General features: G+C 70.4%; 21 protein-coding genes. 11 read left to right on the forward strand and 10 right to left on the reverse strand.

Annotated features, from left to right (window positions below; translation table 11 throughout):
- Nucleotide 1 precedes the first annotated feature (1 nt).
- Genes HPY32_RS26650 through HPY32_RS26665 form a run of 4 tightly spaced genes read right to left on the reverse strand, consistent with a single transcriptional unit; the run spans nt 2 to nt 3,594 of the window.
- A complete protein-coding gene (locus tag HPY32_RS26650; protein ID WP_067576833.1) occupies nt 2-979 on the reverse strand; it encodes a glycine betaine ABC transporter substrate-binding protein in 978 nt (325 codons plus the stop codon).
- On the reverse strand, nt 976-1,734 hold the full coding sequence (locus tag HPY32_RS26655) for an ABC transporter permease (protein WP_067576835.1): 759 nt from the start codon (nt 1,732-1,734) through the stop codon (nt 976-978). Before HPY32_RS26655 ends, HPY32_RS26650 begins: the two co-directional genes overlap by 4 nt.
- Complete coding sequence (locus tag HPY32_RS26660) at nt 1,731-2,927, reverse strand: ABC transporter ATP-binding protein (RefSeq protein ID WP_231951247.1); 1,197 nt, start codon at nt 2,925-2,927, stop codon at nt 1,731-1,733. Before HPY32_RS26660 ends, HPY32_RS26655 begins: the two co-directional genes overlap by 4 nt.
- Nucleotides 2,928-2,943: 16 nt before the next feature.
- The gene (locus tag HPY32_RS26665; RefSeq protein WP_067583997.1) at nt 2,944-3,594 is read right to left on the reverse strand and encodes an ABC transporter permease; all 651 of its coding nucleotides are present in this window, start codon (nt 3,592-3,594) and stop codon (nt 2,944-2,946) included.
- Between the two features lie 523 nt (nt 3,595-4,117).
- Here HPY32_RS26665 and HPY32_RS26670 point away from each other — a divergent pair.
- From HPY32_RS26670 to HPY32_RS26680, 3 genes are all read left to right on the forward strand, one after another.
- Complete coding sequence (locus HPY32_RS26670) at nt 4,118-4,594, forward strand: hypothetical protein (protein ID WP_171983067.1); 477 nt, start codon at nt 4,118-4,120, stop codon at nt 4,592-4,594.
- Complete coding sequence (locus HPY32_RS26675; protein ID WP_253949869.1) at nt 4,591-5,781, forward strand: hypothetical protein; 1,191 nt, start codon at nt 4,591-4,593, stop codon at nt 5,779-5,781. Before HPY32_RS26670 ends, HPY32_RS26675 begins: the two co-directional genes overlap by 4 nt.
- 204 nt (nt 5,782-5,985) lie before the next feature.
- On the forward strand, nt 5,986-6,702 hold the full coding sequence (locus HPY32_RS26680; RefSeq protein ID WP_067576839.1) for a DUF1906 domain-containing protein: 717 nt from the start codon (nt 5,986-5,988) through the stop codon (nt 6,700-6,702).
- A 1-nt stretch (nt 6,703) separates the two neighbouring features.
- Here HPY32_RS26680 and HPY32_RS26685 read toward each other — a convergent pair whose 3' ends face one another.
- Nucleotides 6,704-7,021: a hypothetical protein gene (locus tag HPY32_RS26685; RefSeq protein ID WP_067576841.1), complete on the reverse strand. Its 318-nt coding sequence runs from the start codon at nt 7,019-7,021 to the stop codon at nt 6,704-6,706.
- A 143-nt stretch (nt 7,022-7,164) separates the two neighbouring features.
- On the reverse strand, nt 7,165-7,998 hold the full coding sequence (locus HPY32_RS26690; protein ID WP_067576843.1) for an Rv1157c family protein: 834 nt from the start codon (nt 7,996-7,998) through the stop codon (nt 7,165-7,167).
- Between the two features lie 285 nt (nt 7,999-8,283).
- Between HPY32_RS26690 and HPY32_RS26695 the strand changes: the two genes are divergently transcribed.
- On the forward strand, nt 8,284-9,546 hold the full coding sequence (locus tag HPY32_RS26695) for a mannosyltransferase (RefSeq protein WP_067576845.1): 1,263 nt from the start codon (nt 8,284-8,286) through the stop codon (nt 9,544-9,546).
- Here HPY32_RS26695 and HPY32_RS26700 read toward each other — a convergent pair.
- Nucleotides 9,488-9,781: a 4a-hydroxytetrahydrobiopterin dehydratase gene (locus HPY32_RS26700; RefSeq protein ID WP_067576847.1), complete on the reverse strand. Its 294-nt coding sequence runs from the start codon at nt 9,779-9,781 to the stop codon at nt 9,488-9,490. The two genes, HPY32_RS26695 and HPY32_RS26700, sit on opposite strands and share 59 nt — an antisense overlap.
- Before the next feature lie 40 nt (nt 9,782-9,821).
- A complete protein-coding gene (locus HPY32_RS26705; RefSeq protein ID WP_098697359.1) occupies nt 9,822-9,998 on the reverse strand; it encodes a hypothetical protein in 177 nt (58 codons plus the stop codon).
- Nucleotides 9,999-10,162: 164 nt separating this feature from the next.
- Between HPY32_RS26705 and typA the strand changes: the two genes are divergently transcribed.
- From typA to HPY32_RS26740, 7 genes are all read left to right on the forward strand, one after another.
- Entirely contained in the window at nt 10,163-12,064 is a 1,902-nt protein-coding gene (gene typA / locus HPY32_RS26710) for a translational GTPase TypA (RefSeq protein ID WP_067576849.1), read from the forward strand.
- Nucleotides 12,065-12,141: 77 nt separating this feature from the next.
- Nucleotides 12,142-13,926 (forward strand): ABC transporter family substrate-binding protein, encoded by a 1,785-nt coding sequence (locus tag HPY32_RS26715; protein ID WP_067584000.1) that lies wholly within the window; start codon nt 12,142-12,144, stop codon nt 13,924-13,926.
- 76 nt (nt 13,927-14,002) lie between these two features.
- Entirely contained in the window at nt 14,003-14,917 is a 915-nt protein-coding gene (gene mshB, locus HPY32_RS26720) for an N-acetyl-1-D-myo-inositol-2-amino-2-deoxy-alpha-D-glucopyranoside deacetylase (protein ID WP_067576851.1), read from the forward strand.
- A gap of 71 nt (nt 14,918-14,988) precedes the next feature.
- On the forward strand, nt 14,989-15,147 hold the full coding sequence (locus HPY32_RS26725) for a hypothetical protein (RefSeq protein ID WP_167489960.1): 159 nt from the start codon (nt 14,989-14,991) through the stop codon (nt 15,145-15,147).
- The gene (locus HPY32_RS26730; RefSeq protein ID WP_231951248.1) at nt 15,144-15,560 is read left to right on the forward strand and encodes a hypothetical protein; all 417 of its coding nucleotides are present in this window, start codon (nt 15,144-15,146) and stop codon (nt 15,558-15,560) included. Before HPY32_RS26725 ends, HPY32_RS26730 begins: the two co-directional genes overlap by 4 nt.
- A 264-nt stretch (nt 15,561-15,824) precedes the next feature.
- Nucleotides 15,825-18,257: a sensor histidine kinase gene (locus tag HPY32_RS26735; protein ID WP_067576853.1), complete on the forward strand. Its 2,433-nt coding sequence runs from the start codon at nt 15,825-15,827 to the stop codon at nt 18,255-18,257.
- Nucleotides 18,235-18,627, forward strand: coding sequence for a DUF742 domain-containing protein (locus HPY32_RS26740; RefSeq protein ID WP_067576855.1), 393 nt, complete (start codon nt 18,235-18,237; stop codon nt 18,625-18,627). The genes HPY32_RS26735 and HPY32_RS26740 overlap by 23 nt, the downstream gene beginning before the upstream one ends.
- On the opposite strand, the gene HPY32_RS26745 is transcribed toward HPY32_RS26740, so the two are convergent.
- Complete coding sequence (locus tag HPY32_RS26745; RefSeq protein WP_067576857.1) at nt 18,628-20,589, reverse strand: GMC family oxidoreductase; 1,962 nt, start codon at nt 20,587-20,589, stop codon at nt 18,628-18,630.
- A gap of 72 nt (nt 20,590-20,661) precedes the next feature.
- Nucleotides 20,662-22,488 carry an APC family permease gene (locus HPY32_RS26750; RefSeq protein WP_231951249.1) on the reverse strand — a complete coding sequence of 609 codons (1,827 nt, stop codon included), beginning with the start codon at nt 22,486-22,488 and terminating at the stop codon, nt 20,662-20,664.
- Nucleotides 22,489-22,490: the final 2 nt, after the last annotated feature.

Raw genomic sequence — 22,490 nt, forward strand, 5'->3', positions numbered from 1 at the left:
CCTATTGCGCCGTGACGAATCCGTGCGCGACGAGCCAGTCGCGTGCCACCGTCGCGGGTTCGCGGCCGTCCACGTCCACCTGACGGTTCAGGTCGATGGCGGTGTCGTTGGTGAGCAGCCGGGAGATCGGCGCGAGAATCTGGGCGACCTGCGGGTGCGCGTCGGCGAAGGACTTCCGCATCACCAGTGCCGCATTGTATTTCGGGAAGAAGCCGAGATCGTCGTCGAGCAGTTGCAGGTGCAGCGCCTTGATACGCCCGTCGGTGGCGGCCACCGAGCCGAAGTGGCAGGTGCCGTTGGCGGTCGCCGAGAACACCAGCGCGTCCTGCATGAGCTGCTTGCGCACCTTGCCCGTATCGATGCCGTATTTGCGGACCATGCCCGCGAATCCGTCCTGGCGCACACTGAATTCGGTACCCAGGCAGGTCGTGGCGCTCGCGGGATCGGTGTTCACCATGCGGGCGTAGTCCGACAGCGTCCGCGCTCCCGACTGCCGGGCGTAACCGTCGGAGGTCAGCAGCGCGTAGGTGTTGTTCATCGGCGCCAGATCCGTCCACAGCATGCCGTGTTTGGACAGATCGGCGGCGCGCAGGGCCTCGAACTGCTGCTGGGAGTCGGGAATCGGCTTCTCGTTGCCGAGGTAGTTGATCCACCCGGTACCGGTGTAGTCGTAGGCGATGTCGACCTGACCGTGCAGTTGCGCGTCGCGCAGGCTGTTGGAGCCGGTGATATTCGTCAGGTCGCGTACGTCGGCGCCGGCCGCGGACAGGGCGAACTCGATCAGATAGCCGAGGACGTTCTGCTCGGTGAAGTCCTTGGAGCCCACCGTGATTCGCACGCCCTCCAGCTGCGAGACCGGCCGGATGCTGCCCGGCCCGACCCGCAGCGGCACCGAGCTACCGGCCTCCAGCCCGCATCCGGTCGCCGCCAGGCCGACGATCGCCAGGATCGCGGCCAGCCGGACGCGCAGCGTTCTCATCGCAGCCCCCGGGGTCCGAGGAATCGTTCGGCGAGCGCGCCGAGCCAGTCCACCAGCAGCGCCAGCGCCACCGCCAGCACCGCGCCCACCCACAGGGTGACGTTGTCGCGCAACTTGTATCCGGTATCGATGAGGATGCCCAGCCCGCCCGCGCTCACCAGAAACGACAGCGTCGCGGTGCCGACCGCCAGCACCAGCGAGGTGCGCAGCCCCGCCAGGATGAACGGCACCGCGAGCGGAAACTCGATGCGGCGCAACACCGTTGCCGCGGACATGCCCTGGCCGCGACCGGCGTCGACGAGCATCGGATCCACCTGCTGGTAACCCAGAATCGTATTGCGCAGCACGGGAAGCAGCGTGTAGAAGGCGATCGGCGCGACCCCCACCCAGAACCCGGTGCGCTGGGTCCACAGATAGCAGAGCACGATGAGCCCGATCGCGGGCGCGGCCGCCCCGATATTGGCGATACCCACGAAAACCGGTGCGAGCCTTCGATATCGGGCCCGGGTGAGCATCGTCCCCAACGGCACTCCCACCAGCACCACGATCGCCACCACGGTCGCGGTGATCACCACGTGCTGCCGGGTGGCCGTCGCGATATTCGCCGCGTTGATACTGGCCCGCTGGGTGGCGGTGAGGTTCCGATCGAACGCCCACGCCAGCACGCCGACCGCCAGCGCGATCGCCAGCACCGGCTGTGCGAGCAGCCGGATCCGCTCGGCGCGCCGCTCGGTGCGGGGGTTGACCGGGCTCACGGCTGTGCGCCCGAATCATCCACGGCCCCACTGCTTTCGGTCCTACCGCGGTCGGGTGGGGTGAGGTCGGTGCGGAGTTGCCCGAGGTGTGCCACGAGGGTGTCCACGGTGATCAGGCCGCGGTATTCGCCGCGGCGGCCGGTGACCACGGCATTGGCCGTGCTCTCCGCCAGCAGGGTGGACAGCGCCTCCTGGAGGGTCGAGCGCAGGGTGACCGTGCCGGTGACGGGGCGGCCGATGCCGCGCAGGGAGGTGGCGTGGGTCAGGTGGTCGGCCGAGACCCAGCGCAGGGGGCGGCGCTGGGCGTCGAGGATCAGGCCCCACTGCCAGTCCCGGTGTGCCAGCGCGGTGCGCAGCGGGTCGACCGGGTCGTCCTCGGTGGCGGTGGGGCAGTCGCCGACCTCGACGTCCTCGACGTGGGTGAGGGTGAGCTGTTTGAGGGCGGCGTCCGCGCCCACGAATCCGGCCACCGTGTCGTCGGCGGGCTCGGCCAGGATCGCAGCCGGGGTGTCGTACTGCAGGATTCGAGACATGGTGCCCAGCACCGCGATTCGGTCGCCGAGCTTGACCGCCTCGGTGAAGTCGTGGGTGACGAACACGATCGTCTTGTGCAATTCGCTCTGCAGGCGGAGTAATTCGTCCTGCAGCAGGCCGCGGGTGATCGGGTCCACCGCGCCGAACGGCTCGTCCATCAGCAGCACCGGCGGGTCGGCGGCCAGCGCGCGGGCGACGCCGACGCGCTGCTGCTGCCCGCCCGACAGCTGCCGGGGATAGCGGGAGCGGAAGGTGTCCGGGTCCAGGCCGACCAGCTCGAGCATCTCGTCGACGCGCGCGGAGATGCGCTTGCGGTCCCAGCCGAGCAGCCCGGGCACGGTCGCGATATTGCGCGCGACACTCAGATGCGGGAACAGCCCGGCCTGCTGGATCGAGTAGCCGATCTGGCGCCGCAGCCGGTCCGGGTCCACCGCGGCGATGTCGCGACCGGCGATGGTGATGGTGCCCGAACTGGGCTCGATCAGCCGGTTGATCATCCGCATGGTGGTGGTCTTGCCGCAGCCCGACGGGCCGACGAACACCGCGATCTCCCCGGCGGGGATGGTCAGCGAGACATTGTCCACGGCCGGATCGCGTTGTCCCGGATAGCGTTTGGTGACCGAGTCCAGCACGATCTCGGCGGGCGCGGTATCGGTCACGGATTCCCCTGCAGGTTCATTCCCGGATTCCCTTCGGGGTGGTGAAGCGGCCGACGAGGACATACACGGCGTCGAGCAGCAGGGCCAGCACGATGATCAGCACCGTGCCGGACAGTGCCTGCGGCACCGCGGTCGGGCTGCCCAGCCGGTTGAGGCCGGAGAAGATGAGGTTGCCCAGGCCGGGGCCCTTCGCGTAAGCGGCCATGGCCAGAATGCCCATGCTCATCTGGGTGCTGACCCGCATGCCCGCCAGGATCGACGGCCAGGCCAGCGGCAGCTCGATGCCGGTGAGCACGCGGGTGCGATTCATCCCGACCCCGCGCGCGGCATCGGAGACGGCCGGGTCCACCGCGGCCAGGCCGATGATCGTATTGCGCAGGATCGGCAGCAGCGCGTACAGCACCAGGGCGGTCACGGTCGGGCGCACGCCCAGGCCCATGACCGGAATGAGCAGGCCCAGCAGCGCGAACGACGGCACCGTGAGAATGATGCTGGCCGCCGCGGTAGCCAGCGCCGACCCCCACGGGCTGCGATACACCACGATGCCGACGACCACCGCCACCACGGTCGCGATCAACACCGACTGCAGGACCGCCGACACGTGCAGATACGAGTCGGTGAGCAGCTGAATGCGATGGTCGACCACAAAGGTCCACAGAGTTCGCAGCGAAACCCTCCCTCGCTCTGAGCGCCCCGCCGAGTGTATCGGTGTCCTCCCCCGAACCCCGGCAGGTTCGACGGCGCAACTGTGCCATGTCGCCCACTCACCGAGTATTACCGGAATCCGGGACCATTCGCGTCGGGTGATTCGGCCGCCGACCACCATCGACGGAAACGAAAAGGGTGGCATTCGAATTCACCACTACGAACGTGGGTCCATTACGGGTATCGTCGGCCTCGGTCGCCTGTGAAACGTATCCGCCCCCGCGGTGGATATCCCAGACTGTGGGGGGAGGTGCAGTCGTGCACCGACCCCACGATGTACCCGGCGGCGCCCGGCAGCGCCGCCGTCGCGGGCCCTGTCCTGCTGCCCCCTCATCGGCAGGATGGGGCCCTGCATTCCGACTCCACCACGCAGACGCCAGGGGCGCGCGAATACATCCGACACAGTGAGGTTCGGAAAACCCATGCGACAGTCCAGGGTTCCCGGCAGAGAACACGCCGGGATGACTAGTAACGAGTGCGCCGGGATGACTAGTGACGAGCGCGCCGGGATGATCAGTGACGAGTGCGTCGGGGTGACCGGTGACGAGTGCGTCGGGATGATCAGTGATGGGCGCGCCGGGGTGACCGGTGACGAGCGCGCCGGGATGATCAGTGATGGGCGCGTCGGGGTGACCGGTGACGAGTGCGTCGGGGTGACCGGTGACGAGCGCGCCGGGGTGACCAGTGATGGGCGCGTCGGGGTGACCGGTGACGAGTGCGTCGGGATGACCGGTGACGAGTGTGCCGGGGTGACCGGTGACGAGTGTGCCGGGATGATCAGTAACGGGCGCGCCGGGATGACCAGTAATGGGCGTGCCGGGGTGACCGGTGACGTGGGCGCCGGGATGGCTAGTGACGAGCGTGCCGGGGTGACCGGTGACGAGGGCGCCGGGGTGGGGCGTGGTGGGTATGTCGGGGGTGTGGGTGAGTATGGCGGGATGAACAGTGAGCGTGCGGGATGACGGATGGGCAGGTGGGGGAGATGGGTGGGTCGGCTGGGGATGTCGACGGGGAGGTTGTGGGGGTAGGCGGGCGGGGTGGGGGGCCGGTGTGGATCGGGTATGCCGAGTTCGGGGAGAGGTTTGTTGCGCATGCTGTGACGCCGGAGCGGATCGAGGCCGCGGTTTCGGGGATGGCGGGGCGGGGGATGACCATCGGGCCGTTTTCGATCGGGCCCGCGGGGTTGGCGGGGTTCGTCGCCGAGGGGAGCGTGGGGCGGCCGGTTATCGCGCGCAGCGGGCCGCATGTGACCTTCGAGTTACGGCTGCCGGTGGTCATGCATGTCACGGTTACCCTGGGCGGGCAGCGGTTTCGGGTGGAGGCGGTGGTCGAGATCGACCTGACGCTGCATGCTCGGACCGCCGATCCGCTGCTGATCGTCATCGATATTCCGCGGATTCGGACGCGCGATGTCAGCTTCGTGGTGCGGGCCGAGGCCATCGGGGCGGCCATAGACCTGCTGCTGGATCCGATCGCGACGCTGGTGCAGCGCGAGGTGGCCTCCCGGCTCAACACCATGCTCGCCGATCCCGATGGCCGCCGCGGCCGCGTGTTCGATGTCGAGGCCATGCTGAACGGGACGCGCTCGCAGCATCTTTCGCAGCAGCGCTTCGAATGGATCGGGTACGACGAGTTCGGCCGCCGCTTCTTCCCGCGCATCGTGACCGCGGCGCGGGTGCGGGCCGTGGTGGAGGGCCTGGCGGGGCGGGCCATCGAGGTGGGGCCGATCCGGACCGGGCCGCGCGCGGCGGCGACGGTCGAGGTGAAGGGGACCGTGCGGCTGCCGCGCCTGACCGACCGCGAGGGGTGCGACCCGGTCTCGTTCGACCTGACCATCCCGGTGGACCTGGACATCACCGTCGACGTGCTCAAGGCCAACCGCTACCGCGCCGAGGTGCGGATTCCCCTCGTTCTGGTGGCGCGGGCCGCCGACCCGCTGCTCATCGTCATCGACGCGGCCGCGCCCACCCCCGAGCAGATCGAGGTGGACCTGCACGCCGACGGCTGGCGCGCCAAGGCCCTCGGCGCGATCGGCGGCATCCGCGCCCAGATCGCCGCCCAGGTGGCCCGGGTGGTGCGAAAGGAACTGGAGAACACGGCCTTCCGGACGATCGACGTCGGCGGCCGAATCGACGCCGCCACCCGGTGATGGTGCATGTGGTGTTGATGTGTCTTGTGAGTCTGGCGGTTCCAGAGTGTGTGTGGTGAAATTAGTTGACGTACGAGGCTCCCGGTGCGCTAAGGCGGTGTGAACCGCCGGGGAAGGCGCGCCGGGGACGCTGGCGGTTTTACCGGCCCGCGGGGCGGTCGGCTCTGGTGAATGGTGAAACACACAGCGCGAAGGAGTTCGTCGATGCGTTCTTTTCCGATGTCTCGGCGCAGCCTGTTCGATTGTGCGGCCGGTGCGGCGACCATGGCGGGGCTGTCCGCACTGGCTCCGGGGGCCGCGGCCGATCCCGGGCTGGGCACGCTGCTCGATTACGCGGCGGCCGTACCACCGGCCGATGCCGTTCGCGACGCCGGTCATGCCGGGGTCATCCGCTACGTCTCCGACCGGCGGCCGGGCGCGGAATGGATGCTGGGCAAGCCGTTACAGGCCGGTGAGGTCGACGCCATGCACGCGGCCGGGCTCACCGTCGTGTCGTGCTATCAGTTCGGCAAGGGGCCGACGGCGGACTGGCGCGGCGGGCTGGAGGCCGGTAAACGGCACGCCGACCGCGGTTTACAACTGCACCGCGCGGCGGGCGGCCCCGACGGCGCGCCCATCTACGCTTCCATCGACGACAACCCGACCGAGGCCGACTTCGCCACCATGATCGCGCCCTATCTGGCGGGCTGGGAATCGGTGGTCGGCAAGCAGAACGTCGGCGTCTACGCGAACTCCCCGACCATCGACCTGGCGCGCTCCGCCGGGCTGGGTTCCTGGTTCTGGCAGCACAATTGGGGCACCCCGCGCGGATACGTCCACCCGGCCGCCAATCTGCACCAGTTCGAGATCGACCAGCGCGCGGTCGGCGGCGTCTCGGTCGACCTCAATGCCATCCTCACCCCGCAGTACGGGCAGTGGTGAATCAGGTCTGACAGTGGCAGGTCGGGTCCTCGCGCAGGTCCGGCTCGTCGTCGGGGACCACCCGCAGGACCGGCCGGATCTCCGGTGCCTCGCGATCGCCCATCCACGAGAACAGCGACCAGCGCGACAGCCCGGAGAACGCGGAGGCCAGGCTGAAGAACGAGCCGACCGAACCCACCGACAGCACCGAGCCGACACTGCCGATCGACAGGACCGAATAGGCCGAGCCGACGGACAGGATCGACCCCTCCGAGCGGATCGACAGGATGGACCGGTGCGACCGCGTGGACAACACCGATTTATAGGAGCGGCGAGACATCACCGACCTGCGGCTCCGGCGGTGATATCGAGCCGAATCCGGTGCGGCGGGAGGAGCGGACCTATCGAGCCGATCGACAGTCGCCATAGGTGGTGGTGTACCACACACCGCCCCCCACTGTCATCGGGGCGCGCTCCATGTCGCTAGGACTGCGCCTTGACCTTGGCCTGCGCGTCGGCGGCCGGGGCGACGTTGAAGAAGCCCATGGTCGGGAGGAAGGAGCAGGTGATGGGGGCCTGGTCCGGGGCGGGCTGGGTGGTTAGGGACCCGGCGACGACGGCGGCGACGCGGCCGGGGCCGGTGTCGGCGATCGCGGTGAGGGTGGCGGGACCGTCGGGGTTGATATGCGCCTCGTCGGTGAGCGGGAGAATGCCGCCCTGGTGGGTGTCGAGGTTCAGCCACTGCACGGTCATCGGCGGATTCTGTTGCGGCGTCACGCCCTTGGTGCCGAGCGCGGTGAACACGAAACCGGCCTGTCCGCCGTGCGGGCCCGGCGGCGGCAGCTCGGCGGGGCCCGGCACGGCCAGGGCGGTGCCGACCGAATCGGCGCCCGCGCCGATGCAGTTCTTGCCGATCGTCGGGTACAGGAACTGGGCGATGACCGGGCCGTTCTTCGGGATGTCCGGACCGCCGCCGTTACTGCCGGTGAGGAAGGCGATGATGGCCTGCAGGGTCTGCTTCACCTGCGGCGGCAGGCCCGCCGCCTCCAGAATCTTCTCGGCCTGGTCGAGGATGGTCTGCTGCGCCGGGGAGGAGATGTCGGAGGCCTGCGCCGCGGCGCCGATGATGGCGGGCGCGAGGGCGGCGAGCGCATCGATCGGCACACCCTCGGGCACCAGCGGGACGTTCACCGGCTGGGCCTTCGGGGCAGGCGCCGGGGCGGGAGCGGCCACCGCCGTCGTCGATGCGGCAAGGGTGGCGCCGACCGTCAAGGCCAGCGCCGACAATGCGAACCGCGTTCCTCTGGTGCGAAGCACTGGTGTAGCCGTCCTTACCTCGGGTACCTCATCGGGGGCGATGCGGCCGCATCGCTGCGCGTCACTCTAAGTACAAGGCTGCGGTGTTGTACAGCCGAGATGTGATCTCCGATTCACTTGTTATCGCGGCGTCATGAGACTTCGCGAAATGTCCTGAGAACATAACCCCAAGTCGGTGTTACTGATGTGAACAGTGATGCAAATGTTACAAGCGGGACACGCGGCGTGTCGTTCCGCTCGGCACAACGATTAGTCTTGTCCCGGCCCGCCACCCGACCCGAAAGCATGCGCGCAGTGAACCGAAACCTCCGTGTGGCCCTCGCGTTGCTGGCCGTGTCGGTGCTGATCCGGCTGCTGTGGATGCTATTGGCCCCCAACGGAATGAACCTCGTCGACCTGCATGTCTATGTCGGCGGCGGGGCGAATCTGGGCAGCGGGCATCTCTACGACTTCACCTATTCGGAGAAGACACCGGACTTTCCATTGCCGTTCACCTATCCGCCGTTCGCGGCGGTGGTGTTCTATCCGCTGCATTTGCTGCCGTTCACCGTGGTCGCGCTCGGCTGGCTGCTGCTCATCGTGGCCGCGCTGTATGTGGTGGTGCGGCTGAGCCTGACGCTGATCCTGGGTCCGGCCCGCCCCGGCGGCGATCGGCGCGCCGCCGAGTTCGCGTGGACCGCGGTGGGGCTGTGGATGGAACCGGTGCGTACCACGATCGATTACGGGCAGGTCAATGTCTTCCTGATGCTGGCCGGGATGCTGGCGGCGTATTCCGCGCGCTGGTGGCTGTCGGGCCTGCTGGTCGGCGCGGCGGCCGGGGTCAAGCTCACGCCCGCCTTCACCGGGCTGTACTTCCTGACGCAGCGGCGCTGGGCGAGCGCGGTGTGGTCGGCGGTGGTGTTCGCGGCGACGATCGGGGTGAGCTTCGCGCTCTCGCCGGGGGAGACGCGGACCTACTTCGGGCCGCTGCTGGGCGACGCCAACCGGATCGGCCCGGTCGGGTCGGTGTGGAATCAGTCGCTGCGCGGGGCGCTGACCCGGCTGCTCGGGCACGACGCCGGTGCGCCCTGGTCGGTGGCCGGGCATCGGATTCCGTTCGGGCCGTGGTGGATCGGCGCGGTGCTGGTGCTCGCGGTGCTGGCGGTGCTGGCCTGGCGCGCCCTGGATTCGGGCGATCGGCTGGGCGCGCTGCTGGTGGTGCAGCTGTTCGGGCTGATGGTGTCGCCGATCTCGTGGTCGCATCACTGGGTGTGGCTGCTGCCGCTGGTGCTGTGGCTGGTGTACGGGCCGCTGCGGGCGGCGGCCGGGGCGCGGGCGCTGGCCGGGTACTGGCTGGCGACCACGCTGATCGGCGTGCCGTGGGTGCTGTCGTTCCTGCAGCCGACGATCTGGACCATCTCCCGGCCGGGACTGCTGTCCTGGCTGGGAGCGGTCGACGCGATCGGGGTGCTGCTCTTCTACGGGTGGGTCATCCGGTCGGCGCGCGCGGTCAGCTCTGCTGGGCGAGCCGATCGATCTCGTGCGCCAGCTGCACATCCAGCCGGGTGAGCCCGTCGGCGGAGTGCGTGGACAGAGTGAAAGTCACTCGGCGCCAGCGGATGTCGATGTCGGGGTGGTGGTTGGCCTCTTCGGCGGCGGTGGCCACCCGGCGGACCAGCTCGATGCCGCCGAGGAAGGTCGGGGCCTCGACGGTGCGGGCGATGGAGTTGCCGGTGTGGGTCCACTCGGGCAGATCCTTCAGGGCCGCGGTCAATTCGTCTTCGGTGAGCAAGGGTGTACTCATGCCCTCGTTGTACCCCGCCGGCGGGGGAGCACGCAGGAATCTAGGCCGCGCGCGCCTGCTTCAGCGCCTTCTTCAGGTCCTTGCCGCAGATGCCCGCGGCCTCGCACTTCTTCATGCGCATGATGACCACCGGGCATTTCACGCAGCGCGTCTTCTTGCGACAGCACTTCTTCTTCGGCTTCAGGCTCGACACCCTTTTAGCCTTGACCTTGCCCATGGTAGGTAAGCATAGCCTAACCGGAGTGCCGTAATCGGTGCCGTCCGGTATTTCGGTACTGTATAGCTGGCCGCATGCCCGGTGAGTTCGCTTTCCCACCTGTCCTGCAGGAACCCTCACCGCCGAGGGCCGGCCCCCATTACTTTCATCCAGGAGGATCAATCGTGTCGTCGGTCGAGTTTCGGAACGTGGCGATCGTCGCCCACGTAGACCACGGCAAGACGACCTTGGTCGATGCCATGCTCAGGCAATCGGGCGCGTTCTCCGAGCGTGCCGACGTGGTCGATCGCGTGATGGACTCGGGCGATCTCGAGCGCGAGAAGGGCATCACGATTCTCGCCAAGAACACCGCGGTGCACCGGCACAACGCCGACGGCAGCGTGACTGTGATCAATGTCATCGACACCCCGGGCCACGCCGATTTCGGCGGCGAGGTCGAGCGCGGCCTGTCCATGGTCGACGGTGTCGTGCTGCTGGTCGACGCCTCCGAGGGCCCGCTGCCGCAGACCCGGTTCGTGCTGCGCAAGGCGTTGGCCGCGTCGTTGCCGGTGATCCTGGTCGTCAACAAGACCGACCGGCCCGACGCCCGCATCGCCGAGGTCGTCGAGGAGAGCCACGACCTGCTGCTGGATCTGGCCTCCGACCTCGACGACGAGGCCTCCGAGGCCGCCGAGCTGGCGCTGGATCTGCCCGTGCTGTACGCCTCCGGCCGCGAGGGCAAGGCGTCCACCCGGCGTCCCGAGAACGGCAACGCGCCCGACGCCGAGAACCTGGACGAGCTGTTCGAGGTGCTGCTGCGGCACGTGCCCGCCCCGAAGGGCGACGCCTCGGCCCCGCTGCAGGCGCACGTCACCAACCTCGACGCCTCGCCGTTCCTGGGTCGGCTCGCGCTGGTCCGCATTCACAACGGCACCCTGCGCAAGGGCCAGAACGTGGCCTGGATGAGCGCCGAGGGCACCAAGAACGTCAAGATCACCGAGCTGCTCAAGACCGTTGGCGTGCAGCGTAATCCGGCCGAGGAGGCGGTGGCCGGTGACATCGTGGCCGTGGCCGGTATCCCGGACATCATGATCGGCGACACGCTCGCCGATTCGGAGAACCCGGTCGCGCTGCCGCGCATCACCGTCGACCAGCCCGCCATCTCGGTCACCGTCGGCATCAACGCCTCGCCGATGGCGGGCCGCAACGGCGGCACCAAGCTGACCGCCCGCATGGTGAAGGCGCGGCTGGATCAGGAGCTGATCGGCAACGTGTCGATCCGCGTGCTGCCCACCGAGCGCCCCGACACCTGGGAGGTGCAGGGCCGCGGCGAGCTGGCGCTGGCCATCCTGGTCGAGACCATGCGCCGCGAGGGCTTCGAGCTGACCGTCGGCAAGCCGCAGGTGGTCACCCACACCGTGGACGGCAAGGTGCACGAGCCGTTCGAGGAGCTGACCGTGGACGTGCCCGAGGAGCACCTCGGCGCGGTCACCCAGCTGCTGGCCGCCCGCAAGGGCAAGATGGTGCAGATGACCAACCACGGATCCGGTTGGGTCCGCATGGAATTCATCGTGCCCTCGCGCGGCCTGATCGGTTTCCGCACCGACTTCCTCACCGAGACCCGCGGCACCGGCATCGCCAACGCCGTCTCGCACGGGTACGCGCCGTGGGCCGGTGAGATTCGCGCCCGGCACACCGGCTCGCTGGTGTCCGACCGCGCGGGCAGCGTCACCGCCTACGCCATGCTGCAGCTGGCCGACCGCGGCACGTTCTTCGTCGAGCCGGGCGCCGACACCTACGAGGGCATGGTGGTGGGCATCAACCCGCGCGCCGAGGATCTCGACATCAACGTCACCCGCGAGAAGAAGCTGACCAATATGCGCAGCGCCACCGGCGACGTGCTGGAGACGCTGGCCCGCCCGAAGGTGCTGGATCTCGAGGGCGCGCTGGAGTTCTGCTCCGCCGACGAGTGCGTCGAGGTCGGCCCCGAGGTGATCCGGGTCCGCAAGGTCATCCTCAGCGCCAACGAGCGCGCACGGGAGCTGTCGCGGCGCAAGGCGCGCGATCGGGCGGCCCAGGGCGTGTAGGCTCGCCGACCGATCGGCTCACGTTCTTTTCACGTGAGCGCACAGGTAACTCGTCGGGCGGAGAGGCGGATGTGCTGATGCCGGGGGCAACTGCGCGTGCGGCATGGTGCGCGCTGGTCATGGTGCTGGCTACCTCGGTGACGGTGCTCGCCGGGTGCACCGCGAATCCGCCGCCGCCGATCGAGAGCACCGACAGTCCCAAGACCACACCGGCCAAGCCGACCAACACCACGGTCGTGGTCGCGGTCGACGACATCGGGATCGGGTTCAATCCGCACCTGCGGTCCAATCAGTCGCCCGCCACGGCGGCGGTCAGCTCGATGGTGTTCCCGAGCCCGTTCCGGCCGGTGCCCTCGCCGACGGTGCCGGGCGCCACCGACTGGGTGCCCGACACCGCGCTCATGGTGTCGGCGGATGTGACCGCGCAGGAACCGTTCACGATCACCTACAAGATCAAGAATCAGGCGTCCTGGTCCGACGGTGCGCCGATCGCCGCCGAGGACTTCCGCTACCTGTGGCAGCAGATGATCACCCAGCCCGGCGTGGTCGACCCGGCCGGGTATCGGCTGATCACCGACGTGAGCTCGTCCGAGGGCGGCAAAACCGTGACGGTCACCATGGGCGCGCCGTATCCGGCGTGGCGGACGCTGTTCACCGACCTGCTGCCCTCGCATCTGCTGAAGGATTCGCCCGGCGGCTTCCAGCGCGCGCTGGCGGTCGAGCGCGGGCTGATCGACCAGAATCCGATCTCGGGCGGCCAGTTCCGGGTCAAGCAGGCCGACGCCGGGCGGGAGGAGATCCTGCTCGAGCGCAACGACCGCTACTGGGGCACCCCGGCGGTGCCGGATCAGATCCTGTTGCGGCGCGGCGGAACTCCGGCCGAGCTGGCCGGGTCGCTGCGCTCCGGCGACGCGCAGATGGCGCTGGTGCACGGCGGCGCGGCGACCCAGGCCCAGCTGGCCGCCATTCCGGCGGTGCGGACCGCGATCATGCCGCAGGCCCGGGAGATGCGGCTGACGCTCAACGGGCGCAGCGGCGACCTCGCCGATCCGCGGGTGCGGCACGCCGTGCTGGATCTGCTGGACCCGGCGCTGCTCGCGACGGTCGGCGCGCAGACCGGCGCCTGGGTGGAACCGGCTCGCGCCCAGGTGCTTTCGCCCTCGGATCCCGGATACGGGCCGACCGCGCCGCCGCGCCCGTCGCCCGACGAGGAGTTCGCGATCCTGGCCGAGGCCGGATTCGGACGCGCCCCCGAGCCGCCGCCCGGCAACTCGCCGACCTCGCCCGCGCCGCAGCCGCGGCCGGTCGCCAGGAACGGCAGGACGCTGACGATCCACATCGGCGCGGTGGACAAGGATCCGACCACGCTCGCGGTCGCCAATACCGCGGCCGATCAGCTGCGCAGCGCCGGGATCGACGCCAGCGTGCGCAATGTGCCCGCCGACGAGCTGTACGGCAAGGACCTGCTGGACGGCACCATCGACGCGATCGTCGGCTGGGAGCGGGCCGGTGAGGATCCGGCCACCGTGCTCGCCTCCCGCTACGGCTGCCCGCCGGCGCCGCCGCCCGGACAGGACACGAATTCCACCCTGCTCGACGATATTCGCAAGGCGCCCAGCAACATTGCCGGTGTCTGCGATCCCGCGCTGCAGCCGGAGCTGGACGGGGCGCTGAGCGGCGGCGACCTGCCCAGGGCCATCGGCGACGCCGAGCCCAGGCTGTGGGACCTGGCGACGGTGCTGCCGATCATGCAGGACACCGGGGTGGCCGCGGTGAGCCCCCGCATGGACGGGGTCTCGCTGAGCGGCGCGCTGCAGGTGGGCATCTTCGGCGGGGCGGCGAACTGGCGGCGGCTGTCGTGAGCGAGCGCAGCGAGCGAACAATGGGCACAGCCGAGCCCTCGCTCGTACCGACGCCGAGCGCCAGCGAGGCGTCGGTATGAGCGAGCGCGGCGGCCTGCTGCTGGTGCACGCGCACCCCGACGACGAATCCATCACCACCGGCGGCACCATCGCCCACTATCGTCGCCGCCGCGTCCCGGTGACCGTGGTGACCTGCACCCTCGGCGAGGAGGGCGAGGTCATCGGCGAGCAGTGGGCGCAGCTGGTGCGCGACGGGGCCGATCAGCTGGGCGGCTACCGGATCGGCGAGCTGACCCGGGCGCTGACCGAATTGAACGCGGGCCCACCGCATTTCCTCGGCGGCGCCGGGCGCTGGCGCGACTCCGGCATGTCGGGCACCACCGCCGATCCCCGGCCGATGGAACCGACGCATCCGCGCGCGTTCGTGAACTCCGGCGACGCCGCGGTGGCGGCGCTGGAGCAGGTGTTGCTCGAGGTGCGCCCGCAGGTGGTGGTCTGCTACGACCCGCGCGGCGGCTACGGCCACCCCGATCACGTGCACGCGCACCGCATCACGATGGCCGCCGTCGCCGCCGCGGCCGAAAGCGGTTGGGACACACCGAAGGTGTACTGGACCGTCACCGACGCCTCGGTGCTGCGCTCGCACACCGAGGCCCTGGCCCGCCGCACCGTCGACCGCCTCCCGGGCGCGCTGCCGCCGGGCTGGCGACTGCCCGCCGCCGACGAGCTGCCCTGTGTGCCAAGCGAATCGGTGACCACCGCGATCGATGTCTCCGACGCGCTGGCCGCCAAGCGCTCCGCGCTGCGCGCTCATGCCACCCAGCTGACCGTCGCCCCCTCCGGCCGGGAGTTCGCGCTGTCGAACAATGTTGCGCAGCCGGTACTTCCGGAGGAACACTACGTCCTGGTTCGTGGCACCCGGGGCCCGGTCGGCCCGGACGGCCGCGAGCACGACCTGTTCGCCGGGCTCCCCGACCGGGTTCCGGCGTAGCTCGGCGGGTACCGTGGCTACTGCATGCCACACCGGGCACCGGCCGTACCCGCCTCTACCAGGGAGTTTCCTTGTACAACTGGAGCCTGCAGGACGCCATAGTCGCGTTCGTCCAGAGCCAGCAGCCTTTTTGGCAGGGGCAGCACGAGCTCTACCTGTCGGTGCTCTACGGCTTCGTCGATATGCAGAGTCAGCTGCTGACGCTGCTCGGCTTCCCGCCGGTGCCGTGACGGCGGCGGTCGATCGGCGGGACGCCGCCGGGGTGACGCGCGGGTTCTCGCCGCTGGGCGGGTTGCTGGCGGGGCTGCTCGTGTTCGACGGGCTGGTGACGGTCGTGCTGGAGGCGTTGTTTCTCCCCCTTTACGCGGGATCGACGCCGCTGCCGCTCACCGCGCTCGTGGCCGCGGTGGTGAACGTGCTGCTGGTGCTGGGGATGGGCACGGTGGTGTCGCGCCCGATGTTCATGGCGCTACCGCTGCTGGCCTGGATGCTCGGCTTCCTGCTCTGCAGCTCGGGCGGCCCCGGCGGAGACATCGTCCTCGAGGACAGCTGGCCCACACTGGCCCTGCTGGCCTGCGGCCTGATCCCGGCGGGCTTCGTATTGTTCCGCCGCGCCTTCCCCGCCCCGCAGCGGACTCGGTAGGAGGTTCCGGCGTAAAGCATGCCGGAACGCGGGGCCGTGTGCCGGAATGACCGGGCGCGTGCGGGAATGACCGGCCGCGTGCCGGAATGATCGGGCCGCGTGCGGGAACGGCGGGGCCGTGTGCCGGAAGGACGGGGCCGCGTGCCGGAATCGACCGATTCGTAGCAATTGTTCGCGCTATGGGGAGCCGAATCGCGATCTATTCGTTACTCTTTCGCCCGTACGCAGTGCGCACCGCGCGGCGGTGATCGAGGAGGTGGGCGGGTGAACCGCAGCGTCCGCGGCCGGGTCGGGATTCGGGTCCGACTGTTGGGCATTGTGCTCATCTCCAGTGTCACACTGCTGGTCATCGGGGTGGGCGCGGCCGGCTATCTGGTGAAATCCGGTAAGGCGGCGCAGGATTGGGCCGATTTGGCCGCCAGCACCACCACCCCGAGCCTGCTCATGGTGAACGCCTTCCAGGAGGAGCGGCGGGTGTCGCTGCTGCACCTGGCGGGCGATCCCACCGCCACCGCCATGCTCTCCGCCGCCCGGGAGCACTCCGATCAGGCGCTGGCGGCGGTGATGGCCAAGGGCGACGCCGCCCGCAAGCTGAATCCCGAAGGGGCGGCGGCCGATTACGAGGGCTACAACCAGCTCTACGCCCAGCTTCCGGTGCTGCGCAGCGGAATCGACGCCGGGCAGACCCCACCCGATCAGGTCTTCGGGTCCTTCAGCAAGGTCATCGAGACCATTATCGAGTCGTCGATGCTGGCCGCCCGGGTCGCGCCCGACGCGGGTGTGGCCGTCGATCTCGGCTACGGCGTCGGCCCGCTGCGCGCCGCCGAGGCGCTGTCGCGGGCCGACACCATCGGCGCGGTGGCCCTCACCACCGGCGAGCTGCCGCCCGCGCGACTGGTCGACTTCACCCGCTACGTCGGCGAATACCGCGGCGAGGTGGTGTACGCGAGCACCGTGCTGCACGGCGCCCGGCTCACCGACCTGAACAACATCACCTCCGGTCCCGCCTGGCCGCAGGTGACCGCGATGGAGGACGCCATCATCGTGCGCGGGCCGGTGCACGCCGACGGCTCGTCCGCACAGCCGGGCGCGTCCACCACCGACGACTCGACCCGATCCGGCGAGAGCTCGAGCCGGTCCCACTCCGTGCCGCCCAAACCCGCGCTGCCGCTGAATCCGCAGGCGTGGCAGAGCATGTCCGCGCAGATCGGCTCGGCGCTGATGACGCTGTGGGAGAACCAGACTCACGACGCGCACGCCGTCGCCCGCGGCGAGGGCGACCGGATCGCGCGCAACTCGCTGCTCGGTGGCGCCGCGGTGCTGGTCGTCTCGGTGCTGGCCTTCGTGGCGGCGCTGGTGCTGGCCAACCGGTTCATCGGCCGCATGCGCCGCCTGCGCCGCGACACCCTGGAACTGGCCGACCAGCGGCTGCCCGAGCTGATGGACCGGCTCGGCCGCGGTGAGGACGTCGACCTCGAAACCCAGGTCGACCGGCTGGATTTCGGCACCGACGAGCTCGGGCACGTCGCCGACGCGTTCAACCGCGCGCACATGGCGGCGGTGTCGGCCGCGGTCGCCGAATCGCGCACCCGCGCCGGGATCAACGCGGTGTTCCTCAATATCGCCCATCGCAGCCAGGTCGTGGTGCACCGGCAGCTGGCGCTGCTGGACCAGGCCGAGCGCAAGGAGGAGAACGCCGACCAGCTGGAGCTGCTGTTCCAGCTCGACCACCTGGCCACCCGGGCGCGGCGCAATGCCGAGAACCTGATCATCCTCGGCGGCGAGCAGCCCGGAAGGCGCTGGCGCCAAGCGGTTCCGCTGATCGAACTGGTCCGCGGCGCGGTGGCGGAGAGCCTGGACTACACCAGGATCAACACCGGCCGGGTGCCCGATGTCCGGGTCGCCAGCAAGGCCGTCGCCGACCTCATCCACCTGATGGCCGAGCTGATGGACAACGCGACCGCCTTCTCCCCGCCGCAGGCCCGGGTCGAGGTGTCGGCGACCGTGGTCGGGCGCGGCGTGGCGGTGGAGATCGTCGATCAGGGCCTGGGCATGCCCGAGGCCGAACTCGCCGAACGCAACGAGGTGCTGGCCGACCCGCCCGAGTTCAGCGTGGCCACGCTGTCCAGCGATGCCCGGCTCGGCCTGTTCGTGGTCGCGAAACTGGCTCGGCGGCACGGTATCTCGGTGCGGCTGGGCGAATCCGACTACGGCGGCGTGCGGGCCGTGGTGCTGATTCCCGCGGCGATCATCGAGGCGGCGGAGCCCGCCGACGAACCGCGCGCCGGACAGGAGATCGCCGCGCCGGAGGAGCCGAAGCCGGTGGTGCGGCCCGCGCCCGAGTTCCGGCCGCGGCCCCGGCGGCACGAGGCGGATACGGGCAGCTCGGTGTGGTTCACACCGGCGCCGAACCGGAGCCGCGAGAATTCCGCGTCCGATTCCGGCGGGGACTCCCGGCCGCCGCTGCCGCGGCGTCGGCGCGGCTCCGGCCCCAGCATCGGGGCGGACGGGGCGGTCGAATCGGACGCCGCACCGGTCCGGCAGCGCAGCGCCGACGAGGCGCGGCAGCTGATGAGCGCCATCGAGACCGGCACCCGCCAGGCCCGCGCGAACCGCACCGAATTCGGCACCGGCGCAGACGAATCCGATCACCCGCAGGTACGAGGGGGCGACGATGACGGTGCCGGGACCGGATAGTTCGGGCCGCGAGTCCTGGTTCGACGACGAGGCCGGTCCGCTGGTCCGGCTCTACGCGGTGGCGCGCGGGCGCGGCCGGACGGCGCGACCCGAGCTGAACATGCTCACCCTCGTCGTCGACGCCGGTCGCGGTGCCGCGCTGCGGCGCACCGAACCCGAGTACGCCGCCATCGTGCGGCTGTGTCGCACACCGCAATCGGTGGCGGAGGTGTCGGCCCAGCTGAAGCTGCCGCTCACGATCACCAAGGTGCTCATCGGCGACCTGATCGAGGACGGGCGGCTGGACTTCCGCTCCCCGGACCCGGCGCAGCCGGGCGTCGGCGACGTGGGCCTGCTGCAGCAGATCCTGAACGGCATCCGGGCGCTGTAGTCACGACGCCCGGATCAGCCGCGCGGCAAGGCGTTTCGCGTTCATGTGCGCGATGGCCTCGATCGACACCATCGGATTGACGCCGGAGGCGGTGGGGAAGCAGGAGGCGTCGGCGACGACGATGTTCGGTATCTCCCAGGTGGCTCCGTCCGGATTGGTGGCCGAGGTCCGCGGCGAGTCGCCCATGCGCGCCGAACCCATGATGTGCAGGGCGCCCATGGCGCAGCGGCCGGGCGCGTACCCGGTGGCGCGGCAGGCGGCCGCGAATTCGGCGTGCGAGCCGCGCCGACCCGGGTCGTAGGAGATCCCGGCCTGATGACCGGAGAAGATGCGCCGGGCCCCCGCGGCCTCGAGAATGGCCGCCGCGCCGATGATTCCGATGTGCAGGTGGTCGCGGTCGTACGGGGACAGCCGGTACTTCACGACGGGTTCGCCGCTCCGATCGACGGTCACCACGCCCGAGTCGCGGTCGCGGGTGATGACGCCGATCGCGGCCGAGTGCGGGAGATCGCGCAGGACGCGCAGGTGGTCGTCGGCCCCGCCCCAGCCCAGGAAGCCCGTCGCGAGCCCCGGATGCACCGGCCCGGTCTCGTAGACGACGCCGTACCCTTCGCCGTCGAGATCGCTGTGCCGGCGGCAGATTCGGGTCTGCAGGCCGCCCTCCCACGGCCGGATCTCCTCGTCGAACACCCCGAACACCGCCGCGGCCGGATGCAGGCGCAGGTACCGGCCGATGGCGGGATTGCGCAACCCGGAGCGGCGCAGCAGGGCCGGGGTCTGGACGGCGCCCGCGGCCACCACCACCGCGCGGGCCTGCACCTGCACTTCCGCGCCCTCGACGGTGCGGACCGAGACCCCGTCCGCCTTCCAGTTCCGCACGCTGATCGCGCGGACGTCCGCGCCCACCATCACCCGGGCCCCGTGCGCGGCGGCGTCGGCGAGCCAGGTCTTGGTGACCGACTGCTTCGCGCCCAGGCGGCAGCCGTATCCGCAGCGGCCGCACTCGATTCCGGCGTCGCAGACGTCGGAGACGTTGCGCGTCAGGGTGTCCACCTGCCAGCCCAGCGCCCGCGCGCCGCGCTCGAGCACGGCGTCGCGGGCCGAGGGCGGCGAGCGGCGGTCGGTGACGCTCAGCCGTTTCTGCACCGCCGCCAGCGCGTCGTCGTATTCGGTGTCGTCGAACTGGGGGACGCCCAGGCTCGCCCATTCCGCGCGCACGTCGTCCGGCGTCGGTAGCGCGGTGCTCCAGTTGACGACCGTGCCGCCGCCCAGGCAGCCGCCCGCGACCAGGGTGAGCTGCCCCTCGGCGGTGGCGGGCGGGCCCGGGGCGTAGAGGGTGCGCAGCGCGTCGAGTTCGCCGCCGCCGAAATCCCGGTCGTCGTAATAGTTTCCGCGTTCGAGCACGAGCACGTCGAGGCCCGCCTCGGCCAGCACCGCGGCCGCCACGCCGCCGCCCGCGCCGGAGCCGACCACGACCACATCGCAGGACAGCGCGGTCTCGCCGGGCCGCACCGGGGTCAGCGGCGGTGCCGGGGCGGTGGGCAGCGTGCCCGGCGGGGGCGGGTAGCCGAGCTGCCGCCACAGCGGATTGGCCCCGGACGGTCCGGGCGTGACGCTGTAGGCGAGCAGCGCCGCCTGTTTCAGCGCCTGGAACACCGCGCGCACCGGCGCGATCGGGGAGTTGCCCAGCCGCAACAGGATTCGCTCCCGGTCTCCCTGCGACAACGCGGAGAACCGCCGCGGTTTCACGCCGGTCACCAGGCCCAGCAGCGGCGAATCCCACACGTCCAGCAGCAGGGCGAGCCGTTTCGCGTCCGCCGCGCGCGGATTGCGGGCCAGCAGTTCGACGACCGTGTCCACGGCCCCGAGGTCACCGGCCGCCGGGAGCTCCGGACCGTCGCCCGGGGCGAAGGTCTCGCAGATCAGCGTCAGTGCCGCCCGCTGCCGTTCCGTCGGTTCCATGCACACACCCTTCGTGATCGGGTGAGTTGTATCACGGGATGTGAATCGGCGCTGACCGATCGGGGTGACGCGCTAATCCAGGCGCACGGTCAGCGTGGCGACGATGGCCTCGGTCCGGCCGCGCAGCGCCGCGGCCAGCACCGGGCCGCGCGGATTGTGCAGCAGCCGCTGCCACCAGTGCCGCGGCTCGACCTGGGCGAGCAGCACGGTCACCCGCCTGCCGCGCTCGGTCTGCTTGCGGACGTAGCCGACCAGCGTGGCGACCAGGCTGCGATTCGGGCAGGGCAGTACGGTGAGCGGGACGCCCGGATCCCACTGTTTCCATTGCGCGCTCAGCCTTTTCGTCGACCCGGGCTCGATGGCCGCCGCCACCGCCGCGATCTCGCCGCCCATGCCCATGGCCGTCTGCAGGGCCCGCTCGGTGACGGCGCTGACGGTCACCACCGGCACCACCACCAGCGTCGGGGCGTCGGGCAGCGGTTTCGGCGGAATGCGGCCCATGCCCAGCTGTTCGGCGACCATGCGGTAGTACCGCTCGGTGCGGTCGAACAGCAACAGCAGCACCGGCACGATGATCAGCAGCAGCCAGGCGCCCTCGGTGAACTTCTCGACCAGCAGCACCACGCCCGCGACGGCGGTGAGGATCGCGCCGAATCCGTTGAGCGCCACCCGCCATGCCCAGCCCGGCCCGCGCTCGCGCAGCCAGTGCCGCACCAGACCCGTCTGGCTGAGCGTGAAACCGATGAACACGCCGATCGCGAAGACCGGCAGCAGCCGATGGGTGTCGGCGTTCACGATCACCAGCACGATCGCCGCCAGCACCGCGAGCGCGGTGACGCCGTAGCGGAAAACCGGTCGCTCCGAGCGCATTCCGAACAGGTGCGGCACCCGGTGGTCCTTGGCCAGCAGCGACAGCAGCACCGGCAGGCCGCCGAAACTGGTGTTGGCGGCCAGCACCAGCACCAGGGTCACCGCGAGATTGGTGACGTAGAACGGCCATCCGGTGCCGAACGCGCCCGCCGACAGCTGCGCGAGAATGGTGACGTTCCCGCGCGGAACGGTGTGGTAGCGGCCGATCAGCACGGCCAGGCCCAGCAGCATCAGCCCGAGCAGCGCGCCCAGCGCCACCTCGGTGTGCTGCGCGCGCCTGACCGCGGGTGTGCGGAAGGAGGGGACCGCGTTGGCGATCGCCTCCACCCCGGTCAGCGAGGAGCATCCGGCGGCGAAGGCGCGCAGCAGCAACAGGATTCCGACGCTGCCGGTCGGCGACAGCGGCCCGGGTGCGTCGCCGATGATCGTGACCGGCGCCGAGCGCGACAGCCCGACCACGATCACCGCCAGCACCGCGACCACGAAGACGATGGTCGGGCCCATCAGCACCTTCGCCGATTCGGCCACGCCGACCAGGTTGATCGCGGTCAGCACGACCAGGCCGATCAGGGTGACCAGCAGCAGATGATTCGCGAGCGCCGGGAACGCGCTGGCCAGGCTGGCGGCCCCGGCGGCGAGGCTGACCGCGACGGTGAGCACGTAGTCCACCACCAGGCTGGCCGCCGCCAGCAGGCTCGCGCCCCGGCCGAGGTCCTTCTTCGCGACCGCGTACGCGCCGCCGCCGTCCGGGTGCGCGGCGATCACCTGCCGGTACGACAGCACCAGCACCGCCAGCAGCGCGGCGATGGCGAGAGAGACCGGCAGCGTCCATGTCACCGCCGAGGCGCCGGCGGTGACCAGTACCAGCACGATCGATTCGGGACCGTAGGCGACGCTGGTGAGGGCGTCCAGCGACAGGGCCGCCAGGCCGCCCAGCGCCGTCAGCCGGAAGGCGTCGCCGCGTTGGTGGCGCCGCAGCCGCCGATCGGCAATGGGGACTTCGCGGATCGGCTCCCGGGTCTGGACCACGA

The organism is Nocardia terpenica, assembly GCF_013186535.1.
Taxonomy (GTDB): Bacteria; Actinomycetota; Actinomycetes; order Mycobacteriales; family Mycobacteriaceae; genus Nocardia; species Nocardia terpenica.

Bases quoted from the DNA above. Each gene is read 5' to 3' on its own strand.
- HPY32_RS26670 (WP_171983067.1), top strand. From the start codon at position 4,118: ATGACTAGTGACGAGCGCGCCGGGATGATCAGTGACGAGTGCGTCGGG.
- HPY32_RS26680 (WP_067576839.1), top strand. From the start codon at position 5,986: ATGCGTTCTTTTCCGATGTCTCGGCGCAGCCTGTTCGATTGTGCGGCC.
- HPY32_RS26705 (WP_098697359.1), bottom strand. From the start codon at position 9,998: ATGGGCAAGGTCAAGGCTAAAAGGGTGTCGAGCCTGAAGCCGAAGAAG.
- HPY32_RS26685 (WP_067576841.1), bottom strand. From the start codon at position 7,021: ATGTCTCGCCGCTCCTATAAATCGGTGTTGTCCACGCGGTCGCACCGG.
- HPY32_RS26650 (WP_067576833.1), bottom strand. From the start codon at position 979: ATGAGAACGCTGCGCGTCCGGCTGGCCGCGATCCTGGCGATCGTCGGC.
- HPY32_RS26715 (WP_067584000.1), top strand. From the start codon at position 12,142: ATGCCGGGGGCAACTGCGCGTGCGGCATGGTGCGCGCTGGTCATGGTG.
- mshB (WP_067576851.1), top strand. From the start codon at position 14,003: ATGAGCGAGCGCGGCGGCCTGCTGCTGGTGCACGCGCACCCCGACGAC.
- HPY32_RS26740 (WP_067576855.1), top strand. From the start codon at position 18,235: ATGACGGTGCCGGGACCGGATAGTTCGGGCCGCGAGTCCTGGTTCGAC.
- HPY32_RS26745 (WP_067576857.1), bottom strand. From the start codon at position 20,589: ATGGAACCGACGGAACGGCAGCGGGCGGCACTGACGCTGATCTGCGAG.
- HPY32_RS26700 (WP_067576847.1), bottom strand. From the start codon at position 9,781: ATGAGTACACCCTTGCTCACCGAAGACGAATTGACCGCGGCCCTGAAG.
- HPY32_RS26675 (WP_253949869.1), top strand. From the start codon at position 4,591: ATGACGGATGGGCAGGTGGGGGAGATGGGTGGGTCGGCTGGGGATGTC.
- HPY32_RS26695 (WP_067576845.1), top strand. From the start codon at position 8,284: ATGCGCGCAGTGAACCGAAACCTCCGTGTGGCCCTCGCGTTGCTGGCC.